This window comes from Acidovorax sp. LjRoot117 (assembly GCF_964252695.1).
Lineage (GTDB): Bacteria > Pseudomonadota > Gammaproteobacteria > Burkholderiales > Burkholderiaceae_C > Acidovorax.
In genome coordinates, this window is sequence record NZ_CAXUPO020000015.1 from 85,027 (window position 1) to 108,699 (window position 23,673).

Below are 23,673 nucleotides of genomic sequence, written 5' to 3' on the forward strand. Positions count from 1 at the left end.
GCTTGTCCATCAAGCGCTAGCAGCTATCAATAAGTGAGCATTCAGCTCCGGCAGACCGGCAGATGCCCGTCGCCCAGGCACGCAGCCGCGGGCACGGGCGAGCGCCGGCCTCGGTCAGCTGCGGCGCGGCTTGCGCGCCTTGGACTTGTTTTGCTTGCCGGCCACGGCGCTCTTGACCGACGCTTTCAAGGACTGGATCGGCGAGCGTGCAGCACGCTCGCGCGACAGGCCCGCCTGCTCGGTGGCTGACGGGGCCGCGCCCTTGTCACCCTTGCGCCCGCCCGAGCGGCCGCCCGACTTGCGCGCGCTGCCGCCACCGGGGCCTCCGCCACCACCGCCGACACCCTTGTCCTTGAGCGCACGGCCCAGCAGCTCTTCGCCTTCGCGCACCAGGCGGAAGTCGATCTTGCGGCCGTCCAGGTCCACGCGGCTGACCTGCACCCGCACCCGCGCGCCGATGGCGTAGCGGATACCGGTGCGCTCGCCGCGCAGCTCCTGGCGCGCCTCGTCGAACTTGTAGTACTCGCCACCGAGCTCGGTGATGTGCACCAGGCCTTCGACGTACATGGCGTCCAGCGTGACGAAGATGCCGAAGCTGGTGGCCGCACTGACCACGCCGCTGAACTCCTCGCCCAGGTGCTCGCGCATGTACTTGCACTTGAGCCAGGCTTCCACGTCGCGGCTGGCCTCGTCGGCGCGGCGCTCGTTGGCGCTGCAGTGCAGGCCGGCGGCCTCCCAGGCCTGGACTTCGCGGCTCGGCGGCTTGACGTCCTTGCGCGGCTTCATGCCGGGCGCCGCGACGCGGGACGCCAGGCGCTTGGCCAGCTTGGCATGCGCCTCGCCCGGCGTGGGCAGCGATGGCAGCTTGTACTGCGTCTTGGCCAGGATGGCCTTGATCACGCGGTGCACCAGCAGGTCCGGGTAGCGCCGGATGGGGCTGGTGAAGTGGGTGTACGCGTCGAACGCCAGGCCGAAGTGGCCGCTGTTGATGGGCGTGTAGATGGCCTGCTGCATGGAGCGCAGCAGCATGGTGTGGATCTGCTGCGCGTCGGGCCGGTCCTTGGTTGCCGTGGCAATGGCCTGGAAGTCGCCCGGCTTGGGGTCGTCGCCGATGGTCATGCCCACGGCCATGGCCTTGAGGTAGTTGCGCAGGATCTCCTGCTTCTCGGGCGTGGGGCCTTCATGCACACGGAACAGGCCGGGCTGGCCGCCCTGCGCAATGAAGTCGGCGCTGCACACGTTCGCGGCCAGCATGGCCTCTTCGATGAGCTTGTGCGCATCGTTGCGGGTGCGCGGCACGATCTTTTCGATGCGGCCGTTCTCGTCGCAGACGATCTGCGTCTCGGTGGTTTCGAAGTCCACCGCGCCGCGCGCCTGGCGTGCAATGAGCAGCGCGCGGTACACGTCGTGCAGGTTGAGCAGGTCCTTGACCCGGTCCTTGCGCTTGCTCGCCTCGGGCCCGCGGGTGTTGGCCAAAATAGCCGCCACCTCGGTGTAGGTGAAGCGTGCGTGGCTGTGCATCACGGCCGGGTAGAACTGGTACGCATGCACCTCGCCCTTGGCCGTGACCAGCATGTCGCAGACCATGCACAGGCGCTCCACATCGGGGTTCAGCGAGCACAGGCCGTTGGAGAGCTTCTCGGGCAGCATGGGGATCACGCGGCGCGGAAAGTACACGCTGGTGGCGCGGTCGTACGCATCGATGTCGATGGGGCTGCCGGTCTCCACGTAGTTGCTCACGTCGGCAATGGCCACCAGCAGGCGCCAGCCCTTGCCGCGGCCGACCTTGGCGGGCTCGCAATACACCGCGTCGTCGAAGTCGCGCGCATCTTCGCCATCGATGGTGACCAGGGGCACGTCGGTCAGGTCCACGCGGCGCTTCTTGTCCTGCGCACGCACCTTGTCGGGCAGCTCCTTGGCCTGGGCCAGGCACTCGGCCGAGAACTCGTGCGGCACGCCGTACTTGCGCACCGCGATCTCGATCTCCATGCCGGGGTCGTCCACTTCACCGAGCACTTCGGTGATACGACCCACAGGCTGGCCGAACAAGGCGGGCGGCTCGGTCAGTTCGACCACGACCACCTGGCCCGGCTTGGCGGCGCCGGTGGCGCCCTTGGGGATCAATACGTCCTGGCCGTAGCGCTTGTCCTCCGGTGCCACCAGCCACACGCCGCTTTCCTGCAGCAGGCGGCCGATGATGGGCTGCGGCGGGCGTTCGATGATCTCGACCACACGGCCTTCGGGACGGCCGCGGCGGTCCTGGCGCACGATGCGCACGCGCACACGGTCCTTGTGCAGGACGGCGCGCATTTCGTTGGGGGGGATATAGATGTCGCCTTCGCCATCGTCGCGGATGACGAAACCGTGTCCATCACGGTGCCCCTGCACGCTGCCTTCAATTTCGTCCGACAAATGCGCGGACTGCGCGCCGGGGGTGGTTTTTTTGATATACAATCTTAGTCTTTCCTGAAATGCCCAGGTGGCGGAATTGGTAGACGCACTAGTTTCAGGTACTAGCGAGTAACATCGTGGAGGTTCGAGTCCTCTCCTGGGCACCAAGTTTAACGAGAACCAGTGATGGTTTTCAAAATATCGAAGCCGCTGTAGCCACAGCGGCTTTTTTATTTTCCGATCCTGCAGCAGCAGGCCGCATCCACGGCGGTCGTCAGCGATGCCTGGGCAGACACTTCCGGACCGTGCAACTGCCGCGTGCAGCACACTGCGGTCCCACGCCCGAGGTTGTGATCCGCCCCACCCTCCGCTGCCGTGCCACACCACGCGGTGCGGCACGCGCGGACTGCACGCAGCGCATCGCACTGCAAGAACGCACCCCCTGCAGCCTGCCGAAGACATTTTTCAAAAATCTTCAACATTTGATCCGACACCCCAATTTGTTGTCCTATAATTCGAGGCTGATCTGAAAGCCCAGGTGGCGGAATTGGTAGACGCACTAGTTTCAGGTACTAGCGAGTAACATCGTGGAGGTTCGAGTCCTCTCCTGGGCACCAAACACATAAAAAGCCGTTGCATCCGCAACGGCTTTTTTGTTGGCGGCGGCTGTGTTCAATAGCACCGGCTGCCTGCGTTCATGGCGTCGCAAGGCCCCGGCACCCCACTGGCCTTGCACTGCGTGGACCAAACCCAGCGCGGCGGCGCCACGACCCTTGCGCGACGCCATCTCCATGTTGACCGCGCTCGTGGCGATCGAGTCTCAGTCGTCCGGGATCAGACGCTTGCCCAGGCTGAGCGACTCATGGCGTTCATAGCCCAGCCGGTCGTAGAAGCCCAGCACCTGGGCGTTGCCGGTGCGCACCAGCACGTGGATCTTGGGGCAGCCCATCGCCAGCAGGCGCTCTTGCACTTCGTCCATCAGGCGCCGGCCGAGCGCGGCACGCTGGTGTGCAGGCGCCACCGCCAGGTAGTACACCGAGCCCCGGTGGCCGTCGTAGCCGGCCATGGCGGTGCCCACCAGCTGCCCCTCCTCGCCGCCCGGCGCCACCACCGTGGCCACCAGAAACAGCTCCGGCTGCACGTGAAGCTTGCGGGCAATGTCTTTGTGGGGGTCGTTCCAGGGGCGCACCAGGCCGCAGTCACGCCATAGCGCGACGGCGGCGGCCTCGTCCGTGGCCGCCTGGAAGGCCCGGATGCGAACCTCCGGCAGCACCGCGGCGCCGGCCCTGCTCATGCCGTGCGTGGCCAAGACCGAAGCGGGCGCAATGCCGGCCCTGCGTTACTTGCGCAGCAGCGTCTTGAGCACCGTCTGCAGGCGGCGCGCACTGCCAGCGTCGCTGGGGCTGGCCAGCACGCGGGCGGCGTCCTGCCCCCAGGTTTGCGCGGGTGCTGGGTCGTTGCGGCGGGTGAGCAATTGCAGCTGCAGCATGCGCCGCGCCGCGATGTGCTCGGCGGGCGTGGGTGCTTCGGCCGCCATCTCCAGGCGCAGCAGCGCCTCGCCCGCATCGCCTTGGGGTGCCGACGATACGGCCTGCGTCCAGGCGCTGCGCACGGATGCGGTCACGCCGGAGCCCAGGTCCTGGGTGCTGGGCACCAGGGCCGCGTCACGCTTTTCCCAAGCGGTCATCAACTGGGTCAGCGCCTCGCCATGGGCTTGTGCCGCCAGCTTCTTCAGGGCCTGCTGCGCATGCTCCACGGCATCACGCTGGGCGCGGAAGGCCGTATCACCCAGGCGGGGGCCACGGTCTTCGTACGCCGGGCGGTCGCCAAAGCGGCCACCACGGTCGCCACGCTCTGCACCGCCGAAGCGGCCATCGCCGCGCGGGGCGCCACGGCCTGCATCGCGGTCACCCGGGCGGCCGTCGCGGCGGTCGCCAGGACGTGCGCCGCGGCCGGGGGCTGCGGGCGCGTCCTTCTTCATGCCGGGGCGGTCGTCGCCGCGCACCGCCACCACGGGGCGTGCTGGCTTGGGCGGCGCTGCAGGGGCAGGGGCCGGCGCAGCAGCTTCTGCGGCGTCGCCTTCTGCCGGCGCTTCGCCATCCGATCCAGATTCAGCAGCAGCCGCCGCCGGCTCTGCAGATTCCGCCGGCGCGGCAGCGGCATTGCCTTCGGCCTTCGCAGCCGCAGTGGCCGCCTCGGCAGCCTGGGCCTGACCGCGCAGGGCGGCTTCGAGGGCTTGCAACGCAGCGCGGATCTGCTGCGCATCGCCTGTCGCGTTCGCGGCTTCCAGGGCCTTGGAGGCTTCCAGCACCACGCGGTCACGGGCGCTCAGCTCGGTCACCGAGCGTTCACGGTCCGCCGTCTTGCGGTTGAAGGCTTCGTCGATGGGCTTGCGGAACGCATCCCACAGTTTTTGTTCGTGCTTGCGGTCCAGCGGCACGGTCTGCGCCTCGGCCTGCCAGCGTTGCTGCAGCGCCTTGATGGCGTCGATGCGCAGCGCGGGGGCAGCACCCAGGGCCGTGGCTTCGTCGATCATGGCGTGGCGGCGGGCCAGGCTGTCCTTTTGCGCCGCCTCGAGCGGGGCTGCAGCGGCCGAGATCGCCTGCTTCCACAGGGGCTGCAGTTCTGCAAACAGCTTCTCGCCCACATGGCCGCCTTCGCGCCAGCGGTCGCCGAACTGATGGAGGGCGCGGTTGATCGACTTCCAGTCGCCGGAGGTGGCGTGCTCCGCCGCCCAGGCCTTGACCTCTTCGATCAATGCCAGGCGCTGGGCCTTGTGCTCTGCGGCTTCCGAGCGGATCTTGTCCAGCCAGGCCTCGACCACCTTGTGCGCGGCGTTGCAGGCTTCGTCGAACTTCTTCCACAGCGCGTGGTTGGGCGCACCACCCTGGTCGGCCTGCTTCCACTGCTCGCGCAGGGTGCGCAGGGCTTCCTGCATCTTGCGGCCGCCCAGGGCCTGGCCCTCGGGGCGGTTGAGCAGCGCTTCGGCCTTGGCCACCAAGTCTTCACGGACCTGGTCGGCGCTCCAGCGCTGCCAGCCTTCCAGCTCGCCCGCAGCCACCAGGGCCGTGTGGACCTGTTGTTCCAGCGCGTTGTCGATGTGCTTGCCATGCACCTTGAGCACGGCACGCAGTGCGGCGGCAGCACCGGCACTGGCCTTGCCATGGCCTTCGGCGGTTTCTTTCTCGAGGGTGGCCAGCGCGGTACGCACGGTGTCGGCGGCCTTCTCGACCACCTCGGGGCCGACCTTGGGCTTGGCGGCGCGGGCGGGCTTGGCGGCAGATGCAGCAGCAGCGGCGGCCGCAGCCGCCTCCGTGGGCAGGCCACGCGCAGCGCGCAGCTCATCAGCCCACACCGGCACGGGCGGCAGCGGGGCGTTGGTGTCTTCCGATGCGGCAACGGCCTGGGCCAGGGCCGGCTGGAACGCCTCCCACACCACCAGCAACTGCGTGCGCGATGCATCGAGCAGCGGCGGGAAGCGCGCCTCCACGCTGGCCCAGCTCGCGTCGCCAGTCAGCTCCTGCGCCTGCTCCTGCCAGCGGGCCACATCGGCACGCAGCAGTTCCAGCGCCGCCTGCGCATCGCGCCAGGGCTTGGTGGACAGCACTTCGATGCGCTGGGCCAGCAGCACGGCGGCCTCGCGCTGCACCTGCACGCGGTGCTGCAGGTCTTCGATCACCTTCACGCGGTCGGCCACCTGCACCTTGAGCAGCGACAGCGGCTCGCGCGACAGCGGCGCGCCGGCCTTGGCGGCATCGCGCTGCCATGCCAGCGCATCGGCGATGTTGAGCTTGGGCGCGGACAGCAGGGCCTGGGCCTTCTCGGCCCACTCGGCCGCGATGACCTCCTGGCCCTTGGCGCGGCGGATCTCATCCAGGCGCTCGCGCACGGCACGTGCCGCACCCTTGTCGCGCCCGCTCAGCTCCTTGAAGACCTCCTGCAGCTGCTCGGGTGCGGGCTGCGTGGCCAGCCAGTCACGGATGCGGGAAGCGCGCTCGCCAGACGTGGCGGCCGAAAAAGCGCCGCCGGTCAGCGCATCCAGCGGATGGGGCTCATGGGTTTTGGCCGGAGCCGGATTCACGTCAGGTGCGTCGGACATTTTGCTGCGAGAAAAAAATGGAAACATGGATCCAATGGATAACAAAGGCGTCTTCTGGCGCACTGCCAAAAGGACCTGCCACGGCCGCCGCACTGCAAGGCGAGCCAAGGCAACAAAGGGGCTATTTTCACCGGGTTCTGGGTTGGGGCCGTTGCGGGCACCGCGCCAAGCCCGGGGATGTGATCTGGCACAAGGCCCGGGCGTGCCGGACTCGCCGCGCGCCTTGTGGGAAGCCTGTGCGCCACAGAGAGACAAGCCCCATTATCTATATATAGACGCCAATGCCCAATTGCAAAGGGCACAGCACCAACAAGAAAGCCCGGCAGACAGTGCCTAAAGGCCTGCCTGCCGGGCTTGACGGCTGACACAACGGTCTTTGCCATCGGTCGCAATGCGGAGATGAAGGTCCGCAAGGCGCGGAGGCAAGGTATTGCCTCCAAGGGGTGCCGTGGAAGCTGGGTCTGCTGCACCGTGGCACTGAATGCCCTCGGCGGGAGACTTCGCTTCGTCTGGCGATGCCTGAAAACTACAGGCAACTGCACCTTACCAAAGTTGCACCGCGAACTCAAACACCATTCTCAATGATGCGATCGGGGCCGATTGAATTTGACATCGGCTTGTAACAAGGCATTGCTCCCAACCGACCACCGTCCTGCCAAAAAGCGCCAAAAACTGTGATTTCCTACAGTTTTTTCATGACTTATCCGTCTAACAAAGCCTTTTCTTAGTATTGACTATGCATTTAGTGAACTTCTAGAATCCGCCAGCCCCAAAAACAGGGCTAGTAAAAACCCCAACCCGCTGCCGAACCCGGCTAAGTCGAACCAGGGCACAGGGCACGTTCCCCACCGTGCTGCCCGAATCGATGGCGTACCAATCCAGGCGACTGCCGGGAAAGGCGCAGGGCTCAGTCACTGACTGACTGTCCCGCCTGTCCTGCTGCGCTTCAGAAAGGAAGAGCTATGACAGCGTCAGGAAAGTTAGTCTCCGGCGTAAGGACCTTCGTGTCCGACGTGACCGAAGGCTTCGTTGAAATCACCCACAACAGCTTCGCCCTCATCGGCCTGGCTGTGGCCTTCGTGGTCATCACCCTCACGGCCCGGCCCGACCTGCGCCAGGCGGGCGAAGAGCAGCTCATGAACTGGCTGCAGGCGCGCCAGGTCGAAGTGGTCGGCATGCCCATCGAGCCCGAGGCGAGCGAGCGCGCCACCGCAAGCAACCCCAAGGACCTGCCCAAGGAGCAGGCCGCCGTCGCCTTCTGGCTGAGCAAGAAGTACCGCGTGGCGCCCGAACCGCTGGCCGTGCTGGTGGCCGAGGCCTACGACATCGGCCACCGCGCCAAGATCGACCCCACGCTGATCCTGGCCATCATGGCCATCGAGTCGAGCTTCAATCCGTTTGCGCAAAGCGCAGTGGGTGCCCAGGGCCTGATGCAGGTGATGACCAACATCCACACCGACAAGTACCAGAACTTCGGCGGCCACTTTGCCGCGTTCGACCCGGTGAGCAATCTGCGGGTGGGCGTGAAGGTGCTGCAGGAATGCATCGCCCGCGCCGGCTCGGTGGAAGGCGGACTGCGTTTTTACGTGGGCGCCGCCAACCTGGCCGATGACGGCGGCTATGCCGCCAAGGTGATGGCCGAGCACTTTCGCCTGCGCCAGGTCGCCGGGGGCCGCGCGGTGCCCACCACGCCGCCGATGCTCTCGACCCAGGCCCCCGTGCAGATGGTGCCCGCAGCCAACTCGCCTGCCACGCCCGCTCCCGCCCCCAGTGCCGACAAGGTGGCACTGCTCTCCGACCTCTGACCCCTGGTGCAGCCGCCCCTGCTGGCGGCCCATGCCGTGCCAGGCAACCCCACCCGCATCGGACACATCCTGCGCGCGCCGGCTCAGCTACACTAGCGGGGTACGCAACTGGCGATAGGCGCAGCTCCTGCACAGGACTGCCGCTGACGTGGAAACCGACAAGGGCTGGCCTCTTGTGAACCACTGGGGAGCGTGCCGCACGGGTGTCATGCCCGCCGCGTTCAGCCGTTCGCCTGGGCAGCCCTTGTTTCAAGGGACACAAGTTCATAGGACTGCCAAAAAATGTACGACCGCAATATTCTTGTCGAACAAACCGACCCCGAACTCTTCGCCGCCATCCAGGCCGAGAACGCCCGCCAAGAGCACCACATCGAGCTGATCGCCAGCGAGAACTACGCCTCCCCCGCCGTGATGTGGGCGCAAGGCACCCAGCTGACCAACAAGTACGCCGAAGGCTACCCCGGCAAGCGCTACTACGGTGGCTGCGAGCATGTGGACGTGGCCGAGCAACTGGCCATCGACCGCGTCAAGAAGATCTTCGGCGCCGAAGCCGCCAACGTGCAGCCCCATTGCGGCGCGTCGGCCAACGAGGCCGTGTTCCTGGCCTTCCTCAAGCCCGGCGACACCATCATGGGCATGAGCCTGGCCGAAGGCGGCCACCTCACGCACGGCATGCCGCTGAACATGTCTGGCAAGTGGTTCAACGTGGTGTCCTACGGCCTCGATGCCAACGAAGCCATCGACTACGAAGCGATGGAAAAGAAGGCCCACGAAACCAAACCCAAGCTCATCATCGCCGGTGCATCGGCCTACAGCCTGCACATCGACTTCGCACGCTTTGCCAAGGTGGCCAAGGACGTGGGCGCGATCTTCATGGTGGACATGGCCCACTACGCCGGCCTGATCGCCGCGGGTGTGTACCCCAACCCCGTGCCCCACGCCGACGTGGTGACCAGCACCACGCACAAGAGCCTGCGCGGCCCGCGCGGCGGCATCATCCTGATGAAGGCCGAGCACGAGAAGGCCATCAACAGCGCCATTTTCCCCGGCCTGCAAGGCGGCCCGCTGATGCACGTGATCGCGGCCAAGGCCGTGGCCTTCAAGGAAGCGCTGCAGCCCGACTTCAAGGCCTACCAGGAACAGGTGGTGAAGAACGCCAAGGTGGTGGCCGAGACGCTGACCGCACGCGGCCTGCGCATCGTCTCCGGCGGCACGCAAAGCCACGTGATGCTGGTCGACCTGCGCGCCAAAGGCATCACCGGCAAGGAAGCAGAGGCCGTGCTGGGCGCCGCCCACATGACCATCAACAAGAACGCGATCCCCAACGACCCTGAAAAGCCGATGGTGACGAGCGGCGTGCGCATCGGCACCCCGGCCATGACCACGCGCGGCTTCAAGGAAGAAGAAGCGCGCACCACGGCCAACCTGATCGCCGACGTGCTGGACAACCCACGCGACGAAGCCAACATCGCCGCTGTGCGCGAGAAGGTCAACGCGCTGACCGCCCGCTTCCCTGTCTACCGCTAATCCACCGACTCCGGCCGATCAGCTCCCATGAAGTGTCCCTTCTGCAGCCACCTCGAAACGCAAGTCGTCGAAACGCGGGTGTCTGAAGAAGGGGACTTCATCCGGCGCCGCCGCCAGTGTGGCGCCTGCGACAAGCGCTTTACCACCTACGAGAGGCCGGAAGTGAGCTTCCCGGCCATCGTGAAAAAGGACGGCCGTCGCATCGAGTACGAGCGCGGCAAGCTGCAGGGCTCGTTCAACCTGGCGCTGCGCAAGCGCCCGGTGAGCACCACGCAGATCGACAGCGCCATCGAGCGCATTGAGGAAAAGCTGCTCAACCTGGGCCAGCGTGAAATCATGTCCGCGCGCATCGGCGAACTCGTGATGCGCGAGCTGAAAAAGCTCGACAAGGTGGCCTACATCCGCTTTGCCAGCGTGTACCGCAGCTTCGAGGACATCGACGACTTCCGCGCGATGGTGGACGAAGTCCGCAAGTGAGCTGCCACTGGCCCGCCGCGGGCTGTTTCGGCATTGCCACTTTTGGGTATAAATAGCCTCTACCGCTTGCCTGGTGTGCGCCAGAAGCTACTATTTTCATAGCACCCGCTCGGCAATGCGCTCCTGCGCATGCACTCTTGGCACTCTTGGCACCCCTGGCAGACCCGCCCTGGATGTGATGGGCACAGCGCTGACAAGCTGCGCCTGCGGACCTTGCACCCCATGACAGCGGCGCGCACCACGGGTGAACCGACCGTCATCCGCTGAGCGCCACCTGTTGCACATTGCACGGTGCTCGGTGCACGCCCTACTCTGCGCACCGCAATTCGTTTGCTATATTTTCAATAGCTGCCAGCGCTTACTGGTCGAGCGGTAGAGGCATTTTTCGCTCCCATCGACCGCTGCAGCGGTGCAGGCAACGCCCCGCGCGGTGCCCGACAATGCGCCCGGTGAAATCACGCCACTTCCTGCAGCTCGTGCTGCTGTCTGCCCTGTGGGGCGCCTCGTTCCTCTTCATCCGCATTGCCAGCCCGGTGCTCGGGCCCAACGTGATGGCGGCGCTGCGCATCGGCCTGGCCACGCTCACGCTGATCGGCATCATGCGCGTGGCCGGCGAGCGCTGGCCGTGGCGCCATTGGCGCGAGCTGCTGGGGCTGGGCACGCTCACGGTGGCTGCGCCGTTTCTGCTGTATTCCTGGGCGGCCCTGTACCTGCCGGCGGGGTACAGCTCGCTGCTCAACACCATGGCCGTCCCGTTCAGCGTGCTGGCCGCTGCGTGGATGAAGGAAGACACGCTGAGCCTGCGCAAATGGCTGGGGTGCCTGTGCGGCTTTGCGGGCGTGGCGCTGATCGTGCAGCTGGGACCGGTGCAGCCCACGCCAGTGCTGCTGATCGCCGCACTGGGCTGCATCGTCGCATCGGCCTGCTATGGCATCTCCACCACCTGGATGAAGCGCGCCACCACGCGCATGTCGCCTCTGGCGATCGCGGCGGGCATCCACGCCGCCGCGCTGGTGTTGCTGCTGCCGGGCGCGGCCTGGAGCCTGCCCGAGGCCCGCTTTACCACCGGCGCCGTGGCGGCGGTGGTGGTGATGGGCGTCTTCACCTCGGGCCTGGCCTACTGGCTCAACCTGCGCGTGCTGTCGCAGGTCTCGCCGGTGGCGGCCATGAGCTCGGCGTTCATGATCCCGCTGTTCGGCGTGGCCTGGGGCCATGTATTCCTGGGCGAGGCGCTGGGCCCGGGCATGCTCTGGGGCGGCGCGCTGGTGCTGGTGGCCACCGGCCTGGTGACGGGCTTCAACCCCCTGCGCTGGCTCGCCGCGCTGCGCCCTGGCAAGGGGTAACCGACGCCCGCCTCAGCGCGCCGGTGGTGCGGCAGGTGCCGTCGGTGCGGTGGCTGCAGCCGGCCGGATGCGGTCCGTGGCGGGCACCGCCACCGGGCTTCGCGTGCGGAAGTAGGCTTCCAGCGCATCCAGGTCCAGCCCGCCCACCAGGCGGTCGCGGCCTTCGGTCAGCACGGTGAAGTTGTCGCCGCCGCTGTCCAGGTAGCTGCTCATCACCACCCGCACGGGGGTGTCGTCCTGCAGCGGCACGCCGTGCAGCACCACCTGGCTGATGCGCGCGCCGGGCGGCTGGGTCCGGTCGAACTGGTAGGCGAACCCTGCGGACACCGACAGCACGCGGGGCCGCTGGACGGTGTTGGTGCCGCTCGCAAACTGCTGCTCCAGCACCGCCTTGATCTGCGCGCCGGTGAAGGTTTTCACCACCAGCTGGTTGCCGAACGGCTGCACCGCATACAACTGCCCGTAGCGCACGAGGCCCTGTTCATCCGGCACCAGGTCGGCCCGCAGGCCGCCCGGGTTCATGAACGACAGCTGCGCCCCGCCCTGCTCCGGGGCCTGCGTGGCCGCCAACTGTGCATCGGCCACCAGGTTGCCCAGCGTGCTCTCCAGCGATGGGGTCGGCACACGCCGCATGGGCGCCGCCGCCTGCCCCACCGGGCGCTGCGCCAGCGGCACGGCGGCTGCGCGGTAGGTGTCGACGATCTTCTGCACCACCGGGTCGGCCGTGAACGAGGGCACCGCGGCCGTCATCTCCACGCGCCCCTGGCTGCCGGTGAAGGCCTCGCCCTGCACGATGACGTTGCGCGCTGATTTGCTCACCACGCGGCGCGTGCGCGTGTCCACCCGCAGCGCGATGTCGGTGAGCAGCGTGCCGTACTGGCCCGCGCTGGTCAACAGAAAGGGCTTGGCCGGGTTCACCGTGCCGTAGTCGCACACGTAGGCCTGGTGCGTGTGGCCCGAGACCACCACGTCCACCGCAGGGTCCAGGCGTTCCAGGATGGGCACGATGTCGCCCGACAGGCCTGCGCAGCTCGTGGCCTGCACGCCCGCGGTGGTGTTGCCGCCTTCGTGGATGACCACCGCGATCACATCGGCGCCCTGGGCCCTGAGCTGCGGGATCAGCGCATTGGCCGTGTCCGCTTCATCTTCAAAACGCAAGCCCGCCACGCCGGAAGGGCTCACCATGGTGGGCGTGGCGCGCAGGGTCAGGCCGATCACGCCCAGCGTGACCGTGGCACCGCCCTGCGTGAAGCGCTTGATGCCGGTGGCGGGCAGCAGCGTGCGGCCGTCTTCCACCCGCACGGTATTGGCCGCCAGAAAGCCGAAGCGCGCGCCGGCAAAGGGCTGGCTGATCTGGCAGGGCTCGCGCGCGGTGAACTTCTCGCAGCCGCCTTGCTGCAGCCGCAGCAACTCGCGCCAGCCGCGGTCGAACTCATGGTTGCCCACGGCGTTGAAGTCGATGTGCATCGCGTTGACGGCCTCGATGGTGGGCTCGTCCAGGAACAGCGACGACACCAGGGGCGATGCGCCCACCATGTCGCCCGCCGACACCACCGCGTGGTGCGGGTTGCGGGACTTCAGCGAGGCCATGGCGCTCGCGAAATACGCCATGCCGCCCGCAGGCACCGCCACCGGCCCGGACGCCGTCTGCACCGTGTGCGCCATGCGGGGCGGCTCCATGTTGCCGTGCAGGTCGTTGAAGCCGATGAGCGTGATGTCGATGTGGTCGGGCAATGCCTGCCCCGGCGGGGGCGCCACCGTGCCGCAGCCCGCCAGCAAGGCGCCCGCAGCGCCTGCCGCCGCCCACGCCGCGGCGCTGCGCGCCCATTCCGACCCCACGGATGCCTGTGCCATCAATCTGCGCATGGGTGTGCCTTTGTTGCTCAACCGAATAAAAAAAGGGCGCGCATTCCTGCACGCCCAGCCGCCATGGTCCGCCCGACGCCAAGGTGCGGCGACGCTGCGCCGCGGCTACAGGAACGACGCCTGGATCGGCGGCACGGGCGGCGCCACGTCGGCGCACTGTGCGCGGTGGCGCAGTGCGTGGTCCATCACCACCAGCGCCAGCAGGGCCTCGGCGATGGGTGCTGCGCGGATGCCCACGCAGGGGTCGTGGCGGCCCTTGGTGATGACCTCGGTGCTCTGGCCGTGGATGTCGATGGACTCGCGCGGGCTGATGATCGAGCTGGTGGGCTTGATCGCAATGCTCACCTCCAGGTCCTGCCCGGTGCTGATGCCGCCCAGCACGCCGCCGGAGTTGTTGGTGCGAAACCCGCCGGGCGTCATCGAGTCGCCGTGGGTGGTGCCGCGCTGCGCCACGCTGGCAAAGCCGGCGCCGATCTCCACGCCCTTGACGGCATTGAGGCCCATCATGGCGTAGGCGATGTCGGCGTCCAGCTTGTCGTACAGCGGCTCGCCCAGGCCCACGGGCACGCCGGTGGCCTGCACGCGGATGCGGGCCCCGCACGAATCGCCCGCCTTGCGCAGGGCGTCCATGTAGTCCTCGTACTGGGCCACGTCGGCCACGGGGGCAAAGAAGGGGTTGCTGCGCACATGGTCCCAGCTCTCGAACGGAATGGCCAGCTCGCCCAGTTGCGTCATGCACGCCCGGAACTGCACGCCGTAGCGCTGCGCCAGCCACTTCTTGGCCACGGCGCCCGCGGCCACGGTGGGCGCCGTCAAGCGCGCCGACGACCGGCCGCCGCCGCGCGGGTCGCGGATGCCGTACTTGTGCCAGTAGGTGTAGTCGGCATGGCCGGGGCGAAAGCTCTCGGCGATGTTGCTGTAGTCCTTGCTGCGCTGGTCGGTGTTGCGGATCAACAGCGCGATCGGCGTGCCGGTGGTCTTGCCCTCGTACACGCCCGAGAGGATCTCCACCGCGTCGGGCTCGTTGCGCTGGGTGACGTGGCGGCTGGTGCCGGGGCGGCGCCGGTCCAGGTCGGCCTGGATGTCGGCTTCGGTCAGCGGCATGCCGGGCGGACAGCCGTCGATCACGCAGCCAATGGCCGGGCCGTGGGATTCACCAAAGTTGGTGACTGCGAATAGGGATCCGAAGGTGTTGCCGCTCATGGCGCAGGATTATCCCAGAGCAGAGGCCGCCAAAGTCCGGGTGTGGCCTGGGCGCGCCGCGCCAACGCGCCGCCACGCAGGCGCCCTTGGCATTGTCCTGCGCGCTTGCTAGCATCGCAGCACGATCACCGGGACCTCCATGCCCACCTCCGCCCCGCCGAGCCCCGGCATCCCAAGCCCCTCCCCCACCGCCTGGCTGGCCGATGCGCCCTTGCGCAAGGCGCTCGACGACAGCGACAACGCCATCGTGATGAGCAACAGCGAGCGGCTGGTGGTGTATGTGAACGAGGGCTTCGCCCGCCTGTTCGGCTTTGAAGCCCACGAAGTGCTGGGGCGCAACCTCAGCCACGTGCTCATCGGCCCGCGCTCCGACCCCGACCTGCTCGGGCAGATCCGCGGCAGCCTGGGCACGAGCGGCTCGTTCCATGTGGAGACGCTGCTGTACAGCAAGTCGGGCCAGCCGCGCTGGGTGTCGATGATGATCAATGCCTCCGACGAGGCCTCGGGCGGGCCCGGCGGCAGCATCACCATCCTCACCGACATCACGCTCACCAAGATGCACGAGATGCTGCAAAAGCGCGTGCTGGAAGGCCTGGTCAACGAGCTGCCCCTGTCCGGGCTCATGGCCTTGCTGTGCGACGAGGTGGAACGCATCGCCCCCGAGGTCACGGCCTCGGTGCTGGCGGTGGATGACCAGGGCCGTCTGCGCCCGCTGGCCGCACCGGGCCTGCCCGCCGCCATCAGCCGGGCCATCGACGGCCTGCCCATCGGCCCCAGTGCCGGCTCGTGCGGTACCGCCGCCTACCGGCGCGAGCCGGTGCTCACCACCGACATCGCGACCGACCCGCTGTGGACGGACCAGGACCGCGCGCTCTACCTCGCCAGCGGCTTCAAGGCGTGCTGGTCCAGCCCCATCTGCGACCACCAGGGCAAGGTCGCCGGCACGCTCGCGTTCTACTTTCGCGAGCCCCGCCAGCCCGATGCCCTGCACGAGCGGCTGGTGGACATGTGCCTGCACCTGTGCGCACTGGCCATCGAGCGCAACGCCACCCGCCAGCGCCTGCACCAGCTGGCGTTCTTCGACGCCCTCACCGGCCTGCCCAACCGCGCACTGTTCCACGACAGCGCAGAGCACCGGCTCGCCCAGCTGCAGGCTGCCCGGCACGGCGGCGCCGTGCTGTTCGTGGACCTGGACCGGTTCAAGCAGGTCAACGACACCCAAGGGCACGCTGCCGGAGACGCCGTGCTGTGCGAGGTCGCCCGGCGGCTGTCCCGTGCGCTGCGAGAGCACGACCTGATCGGCCGGTTGGCGGCCGACGAGTTCGTGCTGCTGCTGCCCGAATGCGACACCGACCGCGCCGTGCAGACGGCCCGCACCTTGCTGGAGGCCGTGGCAGCGCCCATGGACATCGAGGGCCAGGCGCACGTCTGCCACGCCAGCATCGGCATCGCCATGTTCCCCGGCGACGGCGAAAGCATCGACACCTTGCTGCGCCACGCCGACCAGGCGATGTACCAGGCCAAGAGCGACCACCGGCACAGCCTGCAGCTGTTCAGTGCCGAGATGAACCGGCACGCCCAGGAGCGCGTGGCCGTGGAGCGCGCGCTGCGCCAGGCGATGGCCGAGCGCAGCGGCATCACGCTGCACTACCAGCCGCAGGTGCTCAGCAGCTCACCCGGCACCCTGCACGGGGTGGAAGCGCTGGCGCGCTGGCACCATGCCGACTGGGGCATGGTGCCGCCCGGCCGGTTCATCGCGGTGGCCGAAGAGGCGGGGCTGATCCACGAGCTGACGCTGTGGCTGCTCGACCAGGCCTGCGCACAGCTGGCCGCCTGGCGTGCCGCGGGGCATGACGTGCCCTGCGTCGCGGTCAACCTGTCGGGGCGCAGCTTTCACCAGCCCGAGTTCGCGCAGCAGGTCTGCGAGGCGCTGGCGCGCCACGGCCTGCGCACCGGCGACGTGCTGCTGGAGATCACCGAAAGCGTGATGATGGACGCGCGCCCCATGACGCGGACCAACATCGACACCCTGCACAGCCGGGGGTTCAGGCTGTCGCTGGACGACTTCGGCACCGGCTACTCGTCGTTGAGCTACCTGCACCGCCTGCCGATTTCGGAGCTGAAGCTGGACATGGCCTTCGTGCGGGACCTCACCACCAGCCCCACGGCGCGCGCGCTCACGGTGTCGGTGCTGAGCATTGCCCACAGCCTGGGCATGGCGGTGGTGGCCGAAGGGGTGGAGACGCCCGGCCAGCAGCAGTGGCTGCAGGCCCACGGGTGCCCGGTGATGCAGGGCTACCTGTTCGGCAAACCGATGCCGCCGGATGAGATCGAGGCCTGGCTGTGCGCGCAGGCGCCGCAGCGGCGCTGAACGCGGCGAGGCCGAGCCCAGCCGGGTGACGGGTCGAATCAGCCGCCGGACTCGTCCTCAGGCCAGTCGCGGATGTACGCCTTGAGCATCTTGTTCTCGAAGTTCTGGCTGTCCACCACGGCCTTGGCCACGTCGTAGAAGCTGATCACGCCCATCAGCATGCGGCGGTCCATCACCGGCATGTAGCGCGCGTGGCGGTCCAGCATCATGCGGCGCACTTCGTCCATCTCGGTTTCCATCGTGCAGGTCAGGGGCGCATCGTCCATGGCCGAGCGGACCTGCATGGTGCCCACGCTGCCGCCGTTTTTCACGATGGCCTGGATCACCTCGCGGAAGGTGAGCATGCCCACCAGGTCGCCCAGCTCCATGACCACCAGCGAGCCGATGTCGCGCTCGGCCATCAGGTTCACGGCGTCGGCCAGCGGCTCCTCGGGGGTGACGGTGTACAAGGTGTTGCCCTTGACGCGAAGGATGTCGCTGACTTTCATGGTGTTGGGTCTCCGGGAAGGCGAAAAGAGCGCGTCGCGCGCTGCACAGGTCTGCCACCAAATATAGCCCACAATGCCGCGTGCCCTGTCCCGCAAGCAACTGTGCGGGGCATGGATTCAGAACATCCGCCTGACCCTCTGGGAGACAAACCACATGCCCGGCTACTCCGACCCCGGCTTCGACACGCTTGCGCTGCACGCTGGCGCCACGCCTGACCCCGCCACCGGCGCACGCGCCGTGCCCATCCACCTGACCACGTCGTTCGTGTTCGAGTCGAGCGACCACGCGGCCTCGCTCTTCAACCTGGAGCGGCCCGGCCACGTCTACAGCCGCATCAGCAACCCCACCAATGCGGTGCTCGAGCAGCGCGTCTCGGCCCTGGAAGGCGGCGTGGGGGCGATTGCCACCGCCAGCGGCCAGGCGGCATTGCACCTGGCCATCTGCACGCTGATGGGCGCGGGCAGCCACATCGTGGCCAGCACGGCGCTGTACGGCGGATCGCAGAACCTGCTGCACTACACGCTGTCGCGCTTCGGCATCGACACCACCTTCGTCAAGCCCGGCGACATCGACGGCTGGCGCGCGGCCGTGCGGCCCAACACCAAGCTCTTCTTCGGCGAGACGGTGGGCAACCCGGGCCTCGATGTGCTGGACATCCCCGCCATCAGCGCGATCGCGCACGAGGCGGGCGTGCCGCTGCTGGTGGACTCGACCCTCACCTCGCCCTGGCTCATGAAGCCGCTGGAGCTGGGCGCCGACCTGGTCTACCACTCGGCCACCAAGTTCCTGTCGGGCCACGGCACGGTGGTGGGCGGCATCGTGGTCGATGGCGGCAGCTTCGACTGGGACGGCCCTCGCTCGGCGGGCAAGTTCGCCGAACTCACCGCGCCCTACGCGGGCTTTCACAACATGGTGTTCAGCGAGGAAAGCTCGGTGGGCGCGTTCCTGCTGCGCGCGCGGCGCGAGGGGCTGCGCGACTTCGGCGCGTGCATGAGCCCGCACACCGCCTGGCTCATTCTGCAAGGCATCGAGACCCTGCCGCTGCGCATGGAGCGGCACATGCGCAATACCGCGCGCGTGGTCGAGTTCCTGGCCAGCCAGAGCTTTGTCTCGCGCGTGGGCCACCCCATGCTGGAGTCGCATGCAAGCCATGCCCTGGCGCAAAAGCTGCTGCCGCGCGGCGCGGGCTCGGTGTTCAGCTTCGACCTCAAGGGCAACCGCGAGCAGGGTAAGAAGTTCATCGAAACGCTCAAGGTCTTCAGCCACCTGGCCAACGTGGGCGACTGCCGCAGCCTGGTGATCCACCCGGCCAGCACCACGCACTTCCGGATGAGCGACGAGGCGCTGGTCAACGCCGGCATCACGCAGGGCACGATCCGCCTGTCCATCGGCCTCGAAGATGCCGACGACCTGATCGACGACTTGAAGCGCGCGCTCAAGGCCGCAGAAAAAGCGGGGGCCTGAACACCATGCAGATCCAAGTCAACGGCAGTACCACCTACTGCTACACCGGCGGCAAGCCCTTCGACGCCGCCAAACCCACCGTGGTGTTCATCCACGGCGTGTTAAACGACCACAGCGTGTGGGCCCTGCAAAGCCGCTACATGGCAAACCACGGCTGGAACGTGCTGGCGGTGGACCTGCCCGGCCACTGCCGCAGCGCGGGCGAGGCGCCGGCCACCGTGGAGGCCGGCGCGGACTTCATCGCCGCCCTGCTCGATGCGGCAGGCCTGCAGCGTGCGGCGCTGGTGGGCCACAGCTTCGGCTCGCTGATCGCGCTGGAAGCCGCAGCCCGCCTGGGCGCGCGTGTGAGCCATTTGGTGCTGGTGGGCACGGCCTACCCGATGAAGGTGTCCCCCGCACTGATCGACGCCGCGCTGAACGAGCCCGAGAAGGCGCTGCGCATGGTCAACGTGTTCTCGCGCAGCACGCTGGCGCCGCCGTCGGGCGCGGGCTTCTGGGTCTACAACGCGGGCATGGCGCTGGGCCGCAAGGTGATGCGCAGCAACACTGCCGTCAACGTGTTCCACCGCGGCTTCGTGGCGTGCGACAGCTATGCCAACGGCGAGCAGGCCATGGCGGCCGTGCAGTGCCCGGTGCTGTTCGCCCTGGGCGCGCAGGACCAGATGACCGCGCCCAAGGCCGCCCAGGGCCTGGTGGCCGCCGCGCGCGCTGCCGGCAAGGTGGTGCAGACCACCAGCCTGCCCGTGGGCCACAACCAGATGAGCGAGGCGCCCGACGAGACGCTGATGGCCATCCGCGACTTCCTCGCGAAGTAGGCCCGCCCATCGGGCCTGGGCCGGTAACGCAGTACACGGCCCCGTGCGCGCCAGACGCGCTTACTCTCGGGCGTCTCCGGCGAGCCTGTCGCGCCGCCACGCGGGCCTGCGCAGCAGAGTGAACGCACGCAGGCCCCATTCCACCGGGCCGTAGGCGTGCTGCGCCATCCACCAGCGACTGAGCGCCAGTTGCGCCGCGTACAGCGCCACGCAGCCCAGCAGCACCACCAGCGGCGACACCTGCCCCACCAGCGCGAAGCCATAGGCCGTGAACACCACGGCCCCCACCACCGACTGCAGCAGGTAGTTCGACAGCGCCATGCGGCCTGCGGGCGCCAGGGCCGCGCCCAGCCGGCGACCCAGCGGCCCGCGCTGCAGCACCCACAACAGCGCAGCGGCATAGCCCAGGCTGAGAAAAGGCGACGTGGCCAGGTCCACCGCGAGCGCAGCGGCCGCCACATGGTCGCTCTGGCGGGTGCCGCTGCTTTGGCCCCACGCGTACACGAAAGCCCCCGCAAACCCGATCGGCAGGCAACACCCCATCCAGCGCACAAGCCGCGCAGGCTGCTGCGCCACGGCGGCCAGATACCCCGAGCGCCGCGCCGCCAGCCCCAGCAGAAACATCGCCAACGCGCACGGCCCCTGCACGAACACCAGCACGAACCACACACCGTCGGCCATGTCGCGCCCCCGCTGCAAGATGGCGTCCCCAGCGCTGGCACGGTAGGCATCGGCCGCCAGTTGCGCCTTGGCCTGCAGCTCTGCCAACGGCACCTCTGCCATCGGGGCCTGCGCAAAGCCCCAGGCGATCAAGCCCCAGCCTGCCGACACCAGCGCCAGCAACACCAGCGCCAACGCCACCGCACTGCCCGGCCGAAGCTTGTGCAGCGCCAGCAGCAGCAAACCCAGCACGGCGTACGTCACCAGGATGTCGCCCGCATACAGCAGCCACGCATGCGCCACGCCCAGCACCAACAGGCCCAGCAAGCGCCGCAAAAACCGCGGGCCGAAGGCAGCGCCTGCGCGCTGGGCGGACTCCATCTGCAACGCAAAGCTGTAGCCGAACAGCAGCGAGAACAGCAGGTAGAACTTGGTCTCGAAGAAAAAGCTCACGAGCCAGCGCACCACGTGGTCCACAGGCCGGGAAAACGCGGGCTCGAACACGCCCAGGCCAAAGTAGGTGGACGCGAAACTGCCCGAGTTGACGATGAGGATGCCCAGGAGCGCAAAGCCGCGCAGCGCGTCGATGGCGTGTTCGCGCTGCGGGTCAAGCTCAGCACGGGGGTGAGGATCGTTGCCACCGTCCTTGGGGGCGAAGGTACTGGCAGGCGGATGCGGGGGCGGTGGGTCGGCGGGCAAGTTGGTGATCATCTGGCGGCATTCAAAGCATTCGCTCCAAAACCTGGAAATTGTGGGGTTGACGGACCGGCCGACCAGCGCGGTCACGCCGCCCTGCCCGCGTCTCCAAGGCGGCACCCGCTGGCGGGCGCGCAGGCGTATAAAGCGCACAGAGCCTGCAGCGATTGTGCAAGAGCGTCGGTGACAGGCCGTGGACCACCACCAGGAGACAACGATGCATGTCAGCGCCCCGACACCTACGCCTGAAGCTACGCCTGCACCCACGCACGCCCCCGCGGCCGGCACCGACCCGCGCAGCTTCAAGAGCTTTGCGGAGTTCTACCCCTTCTACCTCAGCGAGCACAGCAACCGCACCTGCCGGCGCCTGCACTTCGTGGGCTCCACGCTCAGCCTGGCGTTTCTGGCCGCGCTGGTAGTCACGGGCCAGCCCCAGTACCTGCTGTACGGCCTGCTGTGCGGCTACGGGTTCGCGTGGGTCGGGCACTTCGGCTTCGAGAAGAACAAGCCCGCCAGCTTCAAGCGGCCGCTCTACAGCTTCATGGGCGACTGGGTGATGTACAAGGACATCTGGACGGGCAAGGTGCGCTTCTGATCAGGCAAAAATAGCCTGTACCGCTCATCCAGCAAGCGCCAGCAGCTATTTATTTAATAGCAAACGACTGGAATGACCGTGTGGCTGGGAGCGCCAACGCCGCCACCACCGCATCCTCGGCCGCATCGCCCAGCACGTCTGCCATGAGCAGCCGGTCCAGCCCTGAGCGCTCCCACAACGGTGCCAGACTCGGCGCGCGCTCGATCAGCAGCTTTTCGGCCAAGGGGGCCAGCAGTGTGCGTGCCGGGTCGGCCAGCAGCACCCAGCGCGGCTCGGGCACGTCGGACGCGCTCACGGCGGCCTCGGTCAGCTCGCCCACCCAGTCCAGCGCGGTCAGCGCCTCCAGCACGGGCTCGAGCTGCAGCACGTCCACCCGCAGCAGCTGCGCCAGCTGGCTTGGCCGCAGGCCCTTGATCGGCTGGCTGCGCGCGCGGTGCAGCTCCTGCAGCACCTCGATGGCCAGCTGAAAATTCCACCCCGCCACCGTGGCCCGCCGCGCCACGCCGGCCAGCAAACTTGGCAGGTAGGCCGTCACCACCGCCCCCAGCAGCACGATGACCCAGGCCACGTAGATCCACACCAGCAGGATGGGCAGCGTGGCGAATGCGCCGTACACCACCGAGTACGTCGGCACGCTGCCCAGGTACAGCGCCAGCACCTTCTTGGCCAGCTCGATGCACACCGACACGAAGAAACCGCCCGTCCACGCGTGCCGCCACTTCACCGGCGTGTTGGGCACATAGTGGTACAGCGACGCCATGCCGCCCGCCAGCACCACGAACTGGATGGAGTCGAACAGCAACTGCACCCCGTCCGGCAGGCGCCGCACCAGCCCGCCAGATGCCGACATCACATACGACGTGACCGCCAGGCTCGCGCCCATCAGCAGCGGGCCCAGCGTGATGGCGGCCCAGTAGATCAGCACCCGCTGCCCCAGCGGCCGCAGCCGCTGCACGCGCCAGATGTCGTTGAGCGTGCGGTCGATGGTGAGGATCAGCGCCAGCGCCGTGGCCAGCAAGATCGAAAAGCCCGCCACCCCCAGCCCGCTGGCCTTGGCGGCAAACTGGTTCAGGTAGCCCAGCACCTGGCGCGCGATGCTGTCCGGCACCAGGCTGGTCACCAGCCAGCCCTGCAGCGCATCCTGCAGCTTGCCGAAAATGGGGAACGCGGTGAACACCGCCAGCGCTACGGTGAAGAACGGCACCAGCGCCAAAATGGTGGTGAAGGTCAGGCTGCTGGCGGTCAGGCCCAGGTGGTCTTCGCGGAACCGCTCGCGCAAGGTCTGCGCGGTGGTTCTCCATGGAAAGTGGGACAGCTCGGTCATCAGCGCTTCGAAGCGCGACGCTACTGCCTGTAAGGAGAAGGGCATGGCCGATATGATGCCACCCCAATGACGCCCTCCCCCGCTACCCCCGCCGCCGCCCCCATGCCTGCCACTGCGTTGCCCGCAGCTCCTACCGACAACGCCGTGGCCGCCACGCGCTGGGTGGCCACCGGCTGCCTGCTGGGGCTGATCGCGCTGTGCCTGGCCTGGGAGCTGGCGCTGGCCCCGCTGCGCCCCGGCGGCTCGTGGCTCGCGCTCAAGGCGCTGCCGCTGTGCATTCCGCTGGCGGGCGTGCTCAAGAACCGCATGTACACCTACCGCTGGGTCAGCCTGGTGATCTGGCTGTACTTCATCGAAGGCGTGGTGCGCGGCTGGAGCGACAAGCCACCGTCGCAGTGGCTCGCCTGGGCCGAGGTGGCGCTGTGCCTGGTGCTCTTCACCGCGTGCACGCTGCACGTGCGGCTGCGCCAGCGCAATGCCAAGGCGGCGGCTGCAGCAGCAGCGGCTGCGGCGGCAGTCCCTGCGGCCACCTCTGCGCCTTGATGCCT

17 protein-coding genes, 2 tRNA genes and 1 riboswitch are annotated in these 23,673 nt (G+C 68.0%); of the genes, 11 read left to right on the forward strand and 8 right to left on the reverse strand.

Annotated features, from left to right (window positions below; translation table 11 throughout):
* Positions 1–114 precede the first annotated feature (114 nt).
* Positions 115–2,454: a ribonuclease R gene (gene rnr, locus ACSQ3D_RS25180; RefSeq protein ID WP_056413380.1), complete on the reverse strand. Its 2,340-nt coding sequence runs from the start codon at positions 2,452–2,454 to the stop codon at positions 115–117.
* Positions 2,455–2,473: 19 nt separating this feature from the next.
* Here rnr and ACSQ3D_RS25185 point away from each other — a divergent pair.
* Both ACSQ3D_RS25185 and ACSQ3D_RS25190 read left to right on the forward strand, forming a co-directional pair.
* Positions 2,474–2,558, forward strand: a tRNA-Leu gene (locus tag ACSQ3D_RS25185).
* A gap of 365 nt (positions 2,559–2,923) precedes the next feature.
* A tRNA-Leu gene (locus ACSQ3D_RS25190) sits at positions 2,924–3,008 on the forward strand.
* Positions 3,009–3,211: 203 nt separating this feature from the next.
* On the opposite strand, the gene ACSQ3D_RS25195 is transcribed toward ACSQ3D_RS25190, so the two are convergent.
* Both ACSQ3D_RS25195 and ACSQ3D_RS25200 read right to left on the reverse strand, forming a co-directional pair.
* A complete protein-coding gene (locus ACSQ3D_RS25195; protein WP_436128650.1) occupies positions 3,212–3,685 on the reverse strand; it encodes a GNAT family acetyltransferase in 474 nt (157 codons plus the stop codon).
* A 45-nt stretch (positions 3,686–3,730) separates the two neighbouring features.
* Entirely contained in the window at positions 3,731–6,517 is a 2,787-nt protein-coding gene (locus ACSQ3D_RS25200; protein ID WP_436128651.1) for a DUF349 domain-containing protein, read from the reverse strand.
* Positions 6,518–7,452: 935 nt separating this feature from the next.
* Between ACSQ3D_RS25200 and ACSQ3D_RS25205 the strand changes: the two genes are divergently transcribed.
* The 4 genes from ACSQ3D_RS25205 to ACSQ3D_RS25220 all read left to right on the forward strand — a co-directional run bounded on the left by ACSQ3D_RS25205 (position 7,453) and on the right by ACSQ3D_RS25220 (position 11,642).
* Positions 7,453–8,295 carry a lytic transglycosylase domain-containing protein gene (locus tag ACSQ3D_RS25205; protein ID WP_056413384.1) on the forward strand — a complete coding sequence of 281 codons (843 nt, stop codon included), beginning with the start codon at positions 7,453–7,455 and terminating at the stop codon, positions 8,293–8,295.
* Positions 8,296–8,389: 94 nt separating this feature from the next.
* Positions 8,390–8,541, forward strand: a riboswitch (ZMP/ZTP riboswitch).
* A 36-nt stretch (positions 8,542–8,577) separates the two neighbouring features.
* Positions 8,578–9,822 carry a serine hydroxymethyltransferase gene (gene glyA, locus ACSQ3D_RS25210; protein ID WP_056413387.1) on the forward strand — a complete coding sequence of 415 codons (1,245 nt, stop codon included), beginning with the start codon at positions 8,578–8,580 and terminating at the stop codon, positions 9,820–9,822.
* Between the two features lie 27 nt (positions 9,823–9,849).
* Positions 9,850–10,299: a transcriptional regulator NrdR gene (nrdR, locus tag ACSQ3D_RS25215; RefSeq protein WP_056413391.1), complete on the forward strand. Its 450-nt coding sequence runs from the start codon at positions 9,850–9,852 to the stop codon at positions 10,297–10,299.
* Positions 10,300–10,739: 440 nt separating this feature from the next.
* A complete protein-coding gene (locus ACSQ3D_RS25220; RefSeq protein ID WP_436128652.1) occupies positions 10,740–11,642 on the forward strand; it encodes a DMT family transporter in 903 nt (300 codons plus the stop codon).
* Between the two features lie 12 nt (positions 11,643–11,654).
* Here the strand turns inward: ACSQ3D_RS25220 and ACSQ3D_RS25225 are convergent, their stop codons facing one another.
* Together ACSQ3D_RS25225 and aroC are read right to left on the reverse strand one after the other, a co-directional pair.
* A complete protein-coding gene (locus ACSQ3D_RS25225; RefSeq protein ID WP_436128653.1) occupies positions 11,655–13,508 on the reverse strand; it encodes a bifunctional metallophosphatase/5'-nucleotidase in 1,854 nt (617 codons plus the stop codon).
* Positions 13,509–13,613: 105 nt separating this feature from the next.
* On the reverse strand, positions 13,614–14,711 hold the full coding sequence (gene aroC, locus ACSQ3D_RS25230; protein ID WP_436128654.1) for a chorismate synthase: 1,098 nt from the start codon (positions 14,709–14,711) through the stop codon (positions 13,614–13,616).
* 139 nt (positions 14,712–14,850) lie between these two features.
* Between aroC and ACSQ3D_RS25235 the strand changes: the two genes are divergently transcribed.
* A complete protein-coding gene (locus ACSQ3D_RS25235) occupies positions 14,851–17,082 on the forward strand; it encodes a sensor domain-containing protein (RefSeq protein WP_436128655.1) in 2,232 nt (743 codons plus the stop codon).
* A gap of 38 nt (positions 17,083–17,120) precedes the next feature.
* On the opposite strand, the gene ACSQ3D_RS25240 is transcribed toward ACSQ3D_RS25235, so the two are convergent.
* Positions 17,121–17,570 carry a CBS domain-containing protein gene (locus ACSQ3D_RS25240; protein ID WP_056163554.1) on the reverse strand — a complete coding sequence of 150 codons (450 nt, stop codon included), beginning with the start codon at positions 17,568–17,570 and terminating at the stop codon, positions 17,121–17,123.
* 154 nt (positions 17,571–17,724) lie between these two features.
* Between ACSQ3D_RS25240 and ACSQ3D_RS25245 the strand changes: the two genes are divergently transcribed.
* Both ACSQ3D_RS25245 and ACSQ3D_RS25250 read left to right on the forward strand, forming a co-directional pair.
* Positions 17,725–19,035 (forward strand): O-acetylhomoserine aminocarboxypropyltransferase, encoded by a 1,311-nt coding sequence (locus tag ACSQ3D_RS25245; RefSeq protein ID WP_436128656.1) that lies wholly within the window; start codon positions 17,725–17,727, stop codon positions 19,033–19,035.
* A 5-nt stretch (positions 19,036–19,040) separates the two neighbouring features.
* On the forward strand, positions 19,041–19,850 hold the full coding sequence (locus tag ACSQ3D_RS25250; protein WP_436128657.1) for an alpha/beta fold hydrolase: 810 nt from the start codon (positions 19,041–19,043) through the stop codon (positions 19,848–19,850).
* Positions 19,851–19,910: 60 nt separating this feature from the next.
* On the opposite strand, the gene ACSQ3D_RS25255 is transcribed toward ACSQ3D_RS25250, so the two are convergent.
* Complete coding sequence (locus ACSQ3D_RS25255; RefSeq protein ID WP_436128658.1) at positions 19,911–21,221, reverse strand: DUF418 domain-containing protein; 1,311 nt, start codon at positions 21,219–21,221, stop codon at positions 19,911–19,913.
* Between the two features lie 202 nt (positions 21,222–21,423).
* On the opposite strand from ACSQ3D_RS25255, the gene ACSQ3D_RS25260 reads away from it, so the two are divergent.
* The gene (locus ACSQ3D_RS25260; RefSeq protein WP_436128659.1) at positions 21,424–21,801 is read left to right on the forward strand and encodes an Mpo1-like protein; all 378 of its coding nucleotides are present in this window, start codon (positions 21,424–21,426) and stop codon (positions 21,799–21,801) included.
* A 49-nt stretch (positions 21,802–21,850) separates the two neighbouring features.
* Here ACSQ3D_RS25260 and ACSQ3D_RS25265 read toward each other — a convergent pair whose 3' ends face one another.
* Positions 21,851–23,170 (reverse strand): YihY family inner membrane protein, encoded by a 1,320-nt coding sequence (locus ACSQ3D_RS25265; RefSeq protein ID WP_436128660.1) that lies wholly within the window; start codon positions 23,168–23,170, stop codon positions 21,851–21,853.
* Positions 23,171–23,227: 57 nt separating this feature from the next.
* Between ACSQ3D_RS25265 and ACSQ3D_RS25270 the strand changes: the two genes are divergently transcribed.
* Complete coding sequence (locus tag ACSQ3D_RS25270) at positions 23,228–23,668, forward strand: DUF2069 domain-containing protein (RefSeq protein WP_436128685.1); 441 nt, start codon at positions 23,228–23,230, stop codon at positions 23,666–23,668.
* Positions 23,669–23,673: the final 5 nt, after the last annotated feature.

Excerpts from the sequence above, each read along its gene's own strand:
- nrdR (WP_056413391.1), top strand. The coding sequence starts at position 9,850 with ATGAAGTGTCCCTTCTGCAGCCACCTCGAAACGCAAGTCGTCGAAACG.
- ACSQ3D_RS25260 (WP_436128659.1), top strand. The coding sequence starts at position 21,424 with ATGCATGTCAGCGCCCCGACACCTACGCCTGAAGCTACGCCTGCACCC.
- ACSQ3D_RS25205 (WP_056413384.1), top strand. The coding sequence starts at position 7,453 with ATGACAGCGTCAGGAAAGTTAGTCTCCGGCGTAAGGACCTTCGTGTCC.
- ACSQ3D_RS25220 (WP_436128652.1), top strand. The coding sequence starts at position 10,740 with ATGCGCCCGGTGAAATCACGCCACTTCCTGCAGCTCGTGCTGCTGTCT.
- ACSQ3D_RS25255 (WP_436128658.1), bottom strand. The coding sequence starts at position 21,221 with ATGATCACCAACTTGCCCGCCGACCCACCGCCCCCGCATCCGCCTGCC.
- ACSQ3D_RS25235 (WP_436128655.1), top strand. The coding sequence starts at position 14,851 with ATGCCCACCTCCGCCCCGCCGAGCCCCGGCATCCCAAGCCCCTCCCCC.
- glyA (WP_056413387.1), top strand. The coding sequence starts at position 8,578 with ATGTACGACCGCAATATTCTTGTCGAACAAACCGACCCCGAACTCTTC.
- ACSQ3D_RS25200 (WP_436128651.1), bottom strand. The coding sequence starts at position 6,517 with ATGTTTCCATTTTTTTCTCGCAGCAAAATGTCCGACGCACCTGACGTG.
- ACSQ3D_RS25225 (WP_436128653.1), bottom strand. The coding sequence starts at position 13,508 with ATGCGCAGATTGATGGCACAGGCATCCGTGGGGTCGGAATGGGCGCGC.
- ACSQ3D_RS25195 (WP_436128650.1), bottom strand. The coding sequence starts at position 3,685 with ATGAGCAGGGCCGGCGCCGCGGTGCTGCCGGAGGTTCGCATCCGGGCC.
- ACSQ3D_RS25250 (WP_436128657.1), top strand. The coding sequence starts at position 19,041 with ATGCAGATCCAAGTCAACGGCAGTACCACCTACTGCTACACCGGCGGC.
- ACSQ3D_RS25240 (WP_056163554.1), bottom strand. The coding sequence starts at position 17,570 with ATGAAAGTCAGCGACATCCTTCGCGTCAAGGGCAACACCTTGTACACC.
- ACSQ3D_RS25245 (WP_436128656.1), top strand. The coding sequence starts at position 17,725 with ATGCCCGGCTACTCCGACCCCGGCTTCGACACGCTTGCGCTGCACGCT.
- aroC (WP_436128654.1), bottom strand. The coding sequence starts at position 14,711 with ATGAGCGGCAACACCTTCGGATCCCTATTCGCAGTCACCAACTTTGGT.
- ACSQ3D_RS25265 (WP_436128660.1), bottom strand. The coding sequence starts at position 23,170 with ATGCCCTTCTCCTTACAGGCAGTAGCGTCGCGCTTCGAAGCGCTGATG.
- ACSQ3D_RS25270 (WP_436128685.1), top strand. The coding sequence starts at position 23,228 with ATGCCTGCCACTGCGTTGCCCGCAGCTCCTACCGACAACGCCGTGGCC.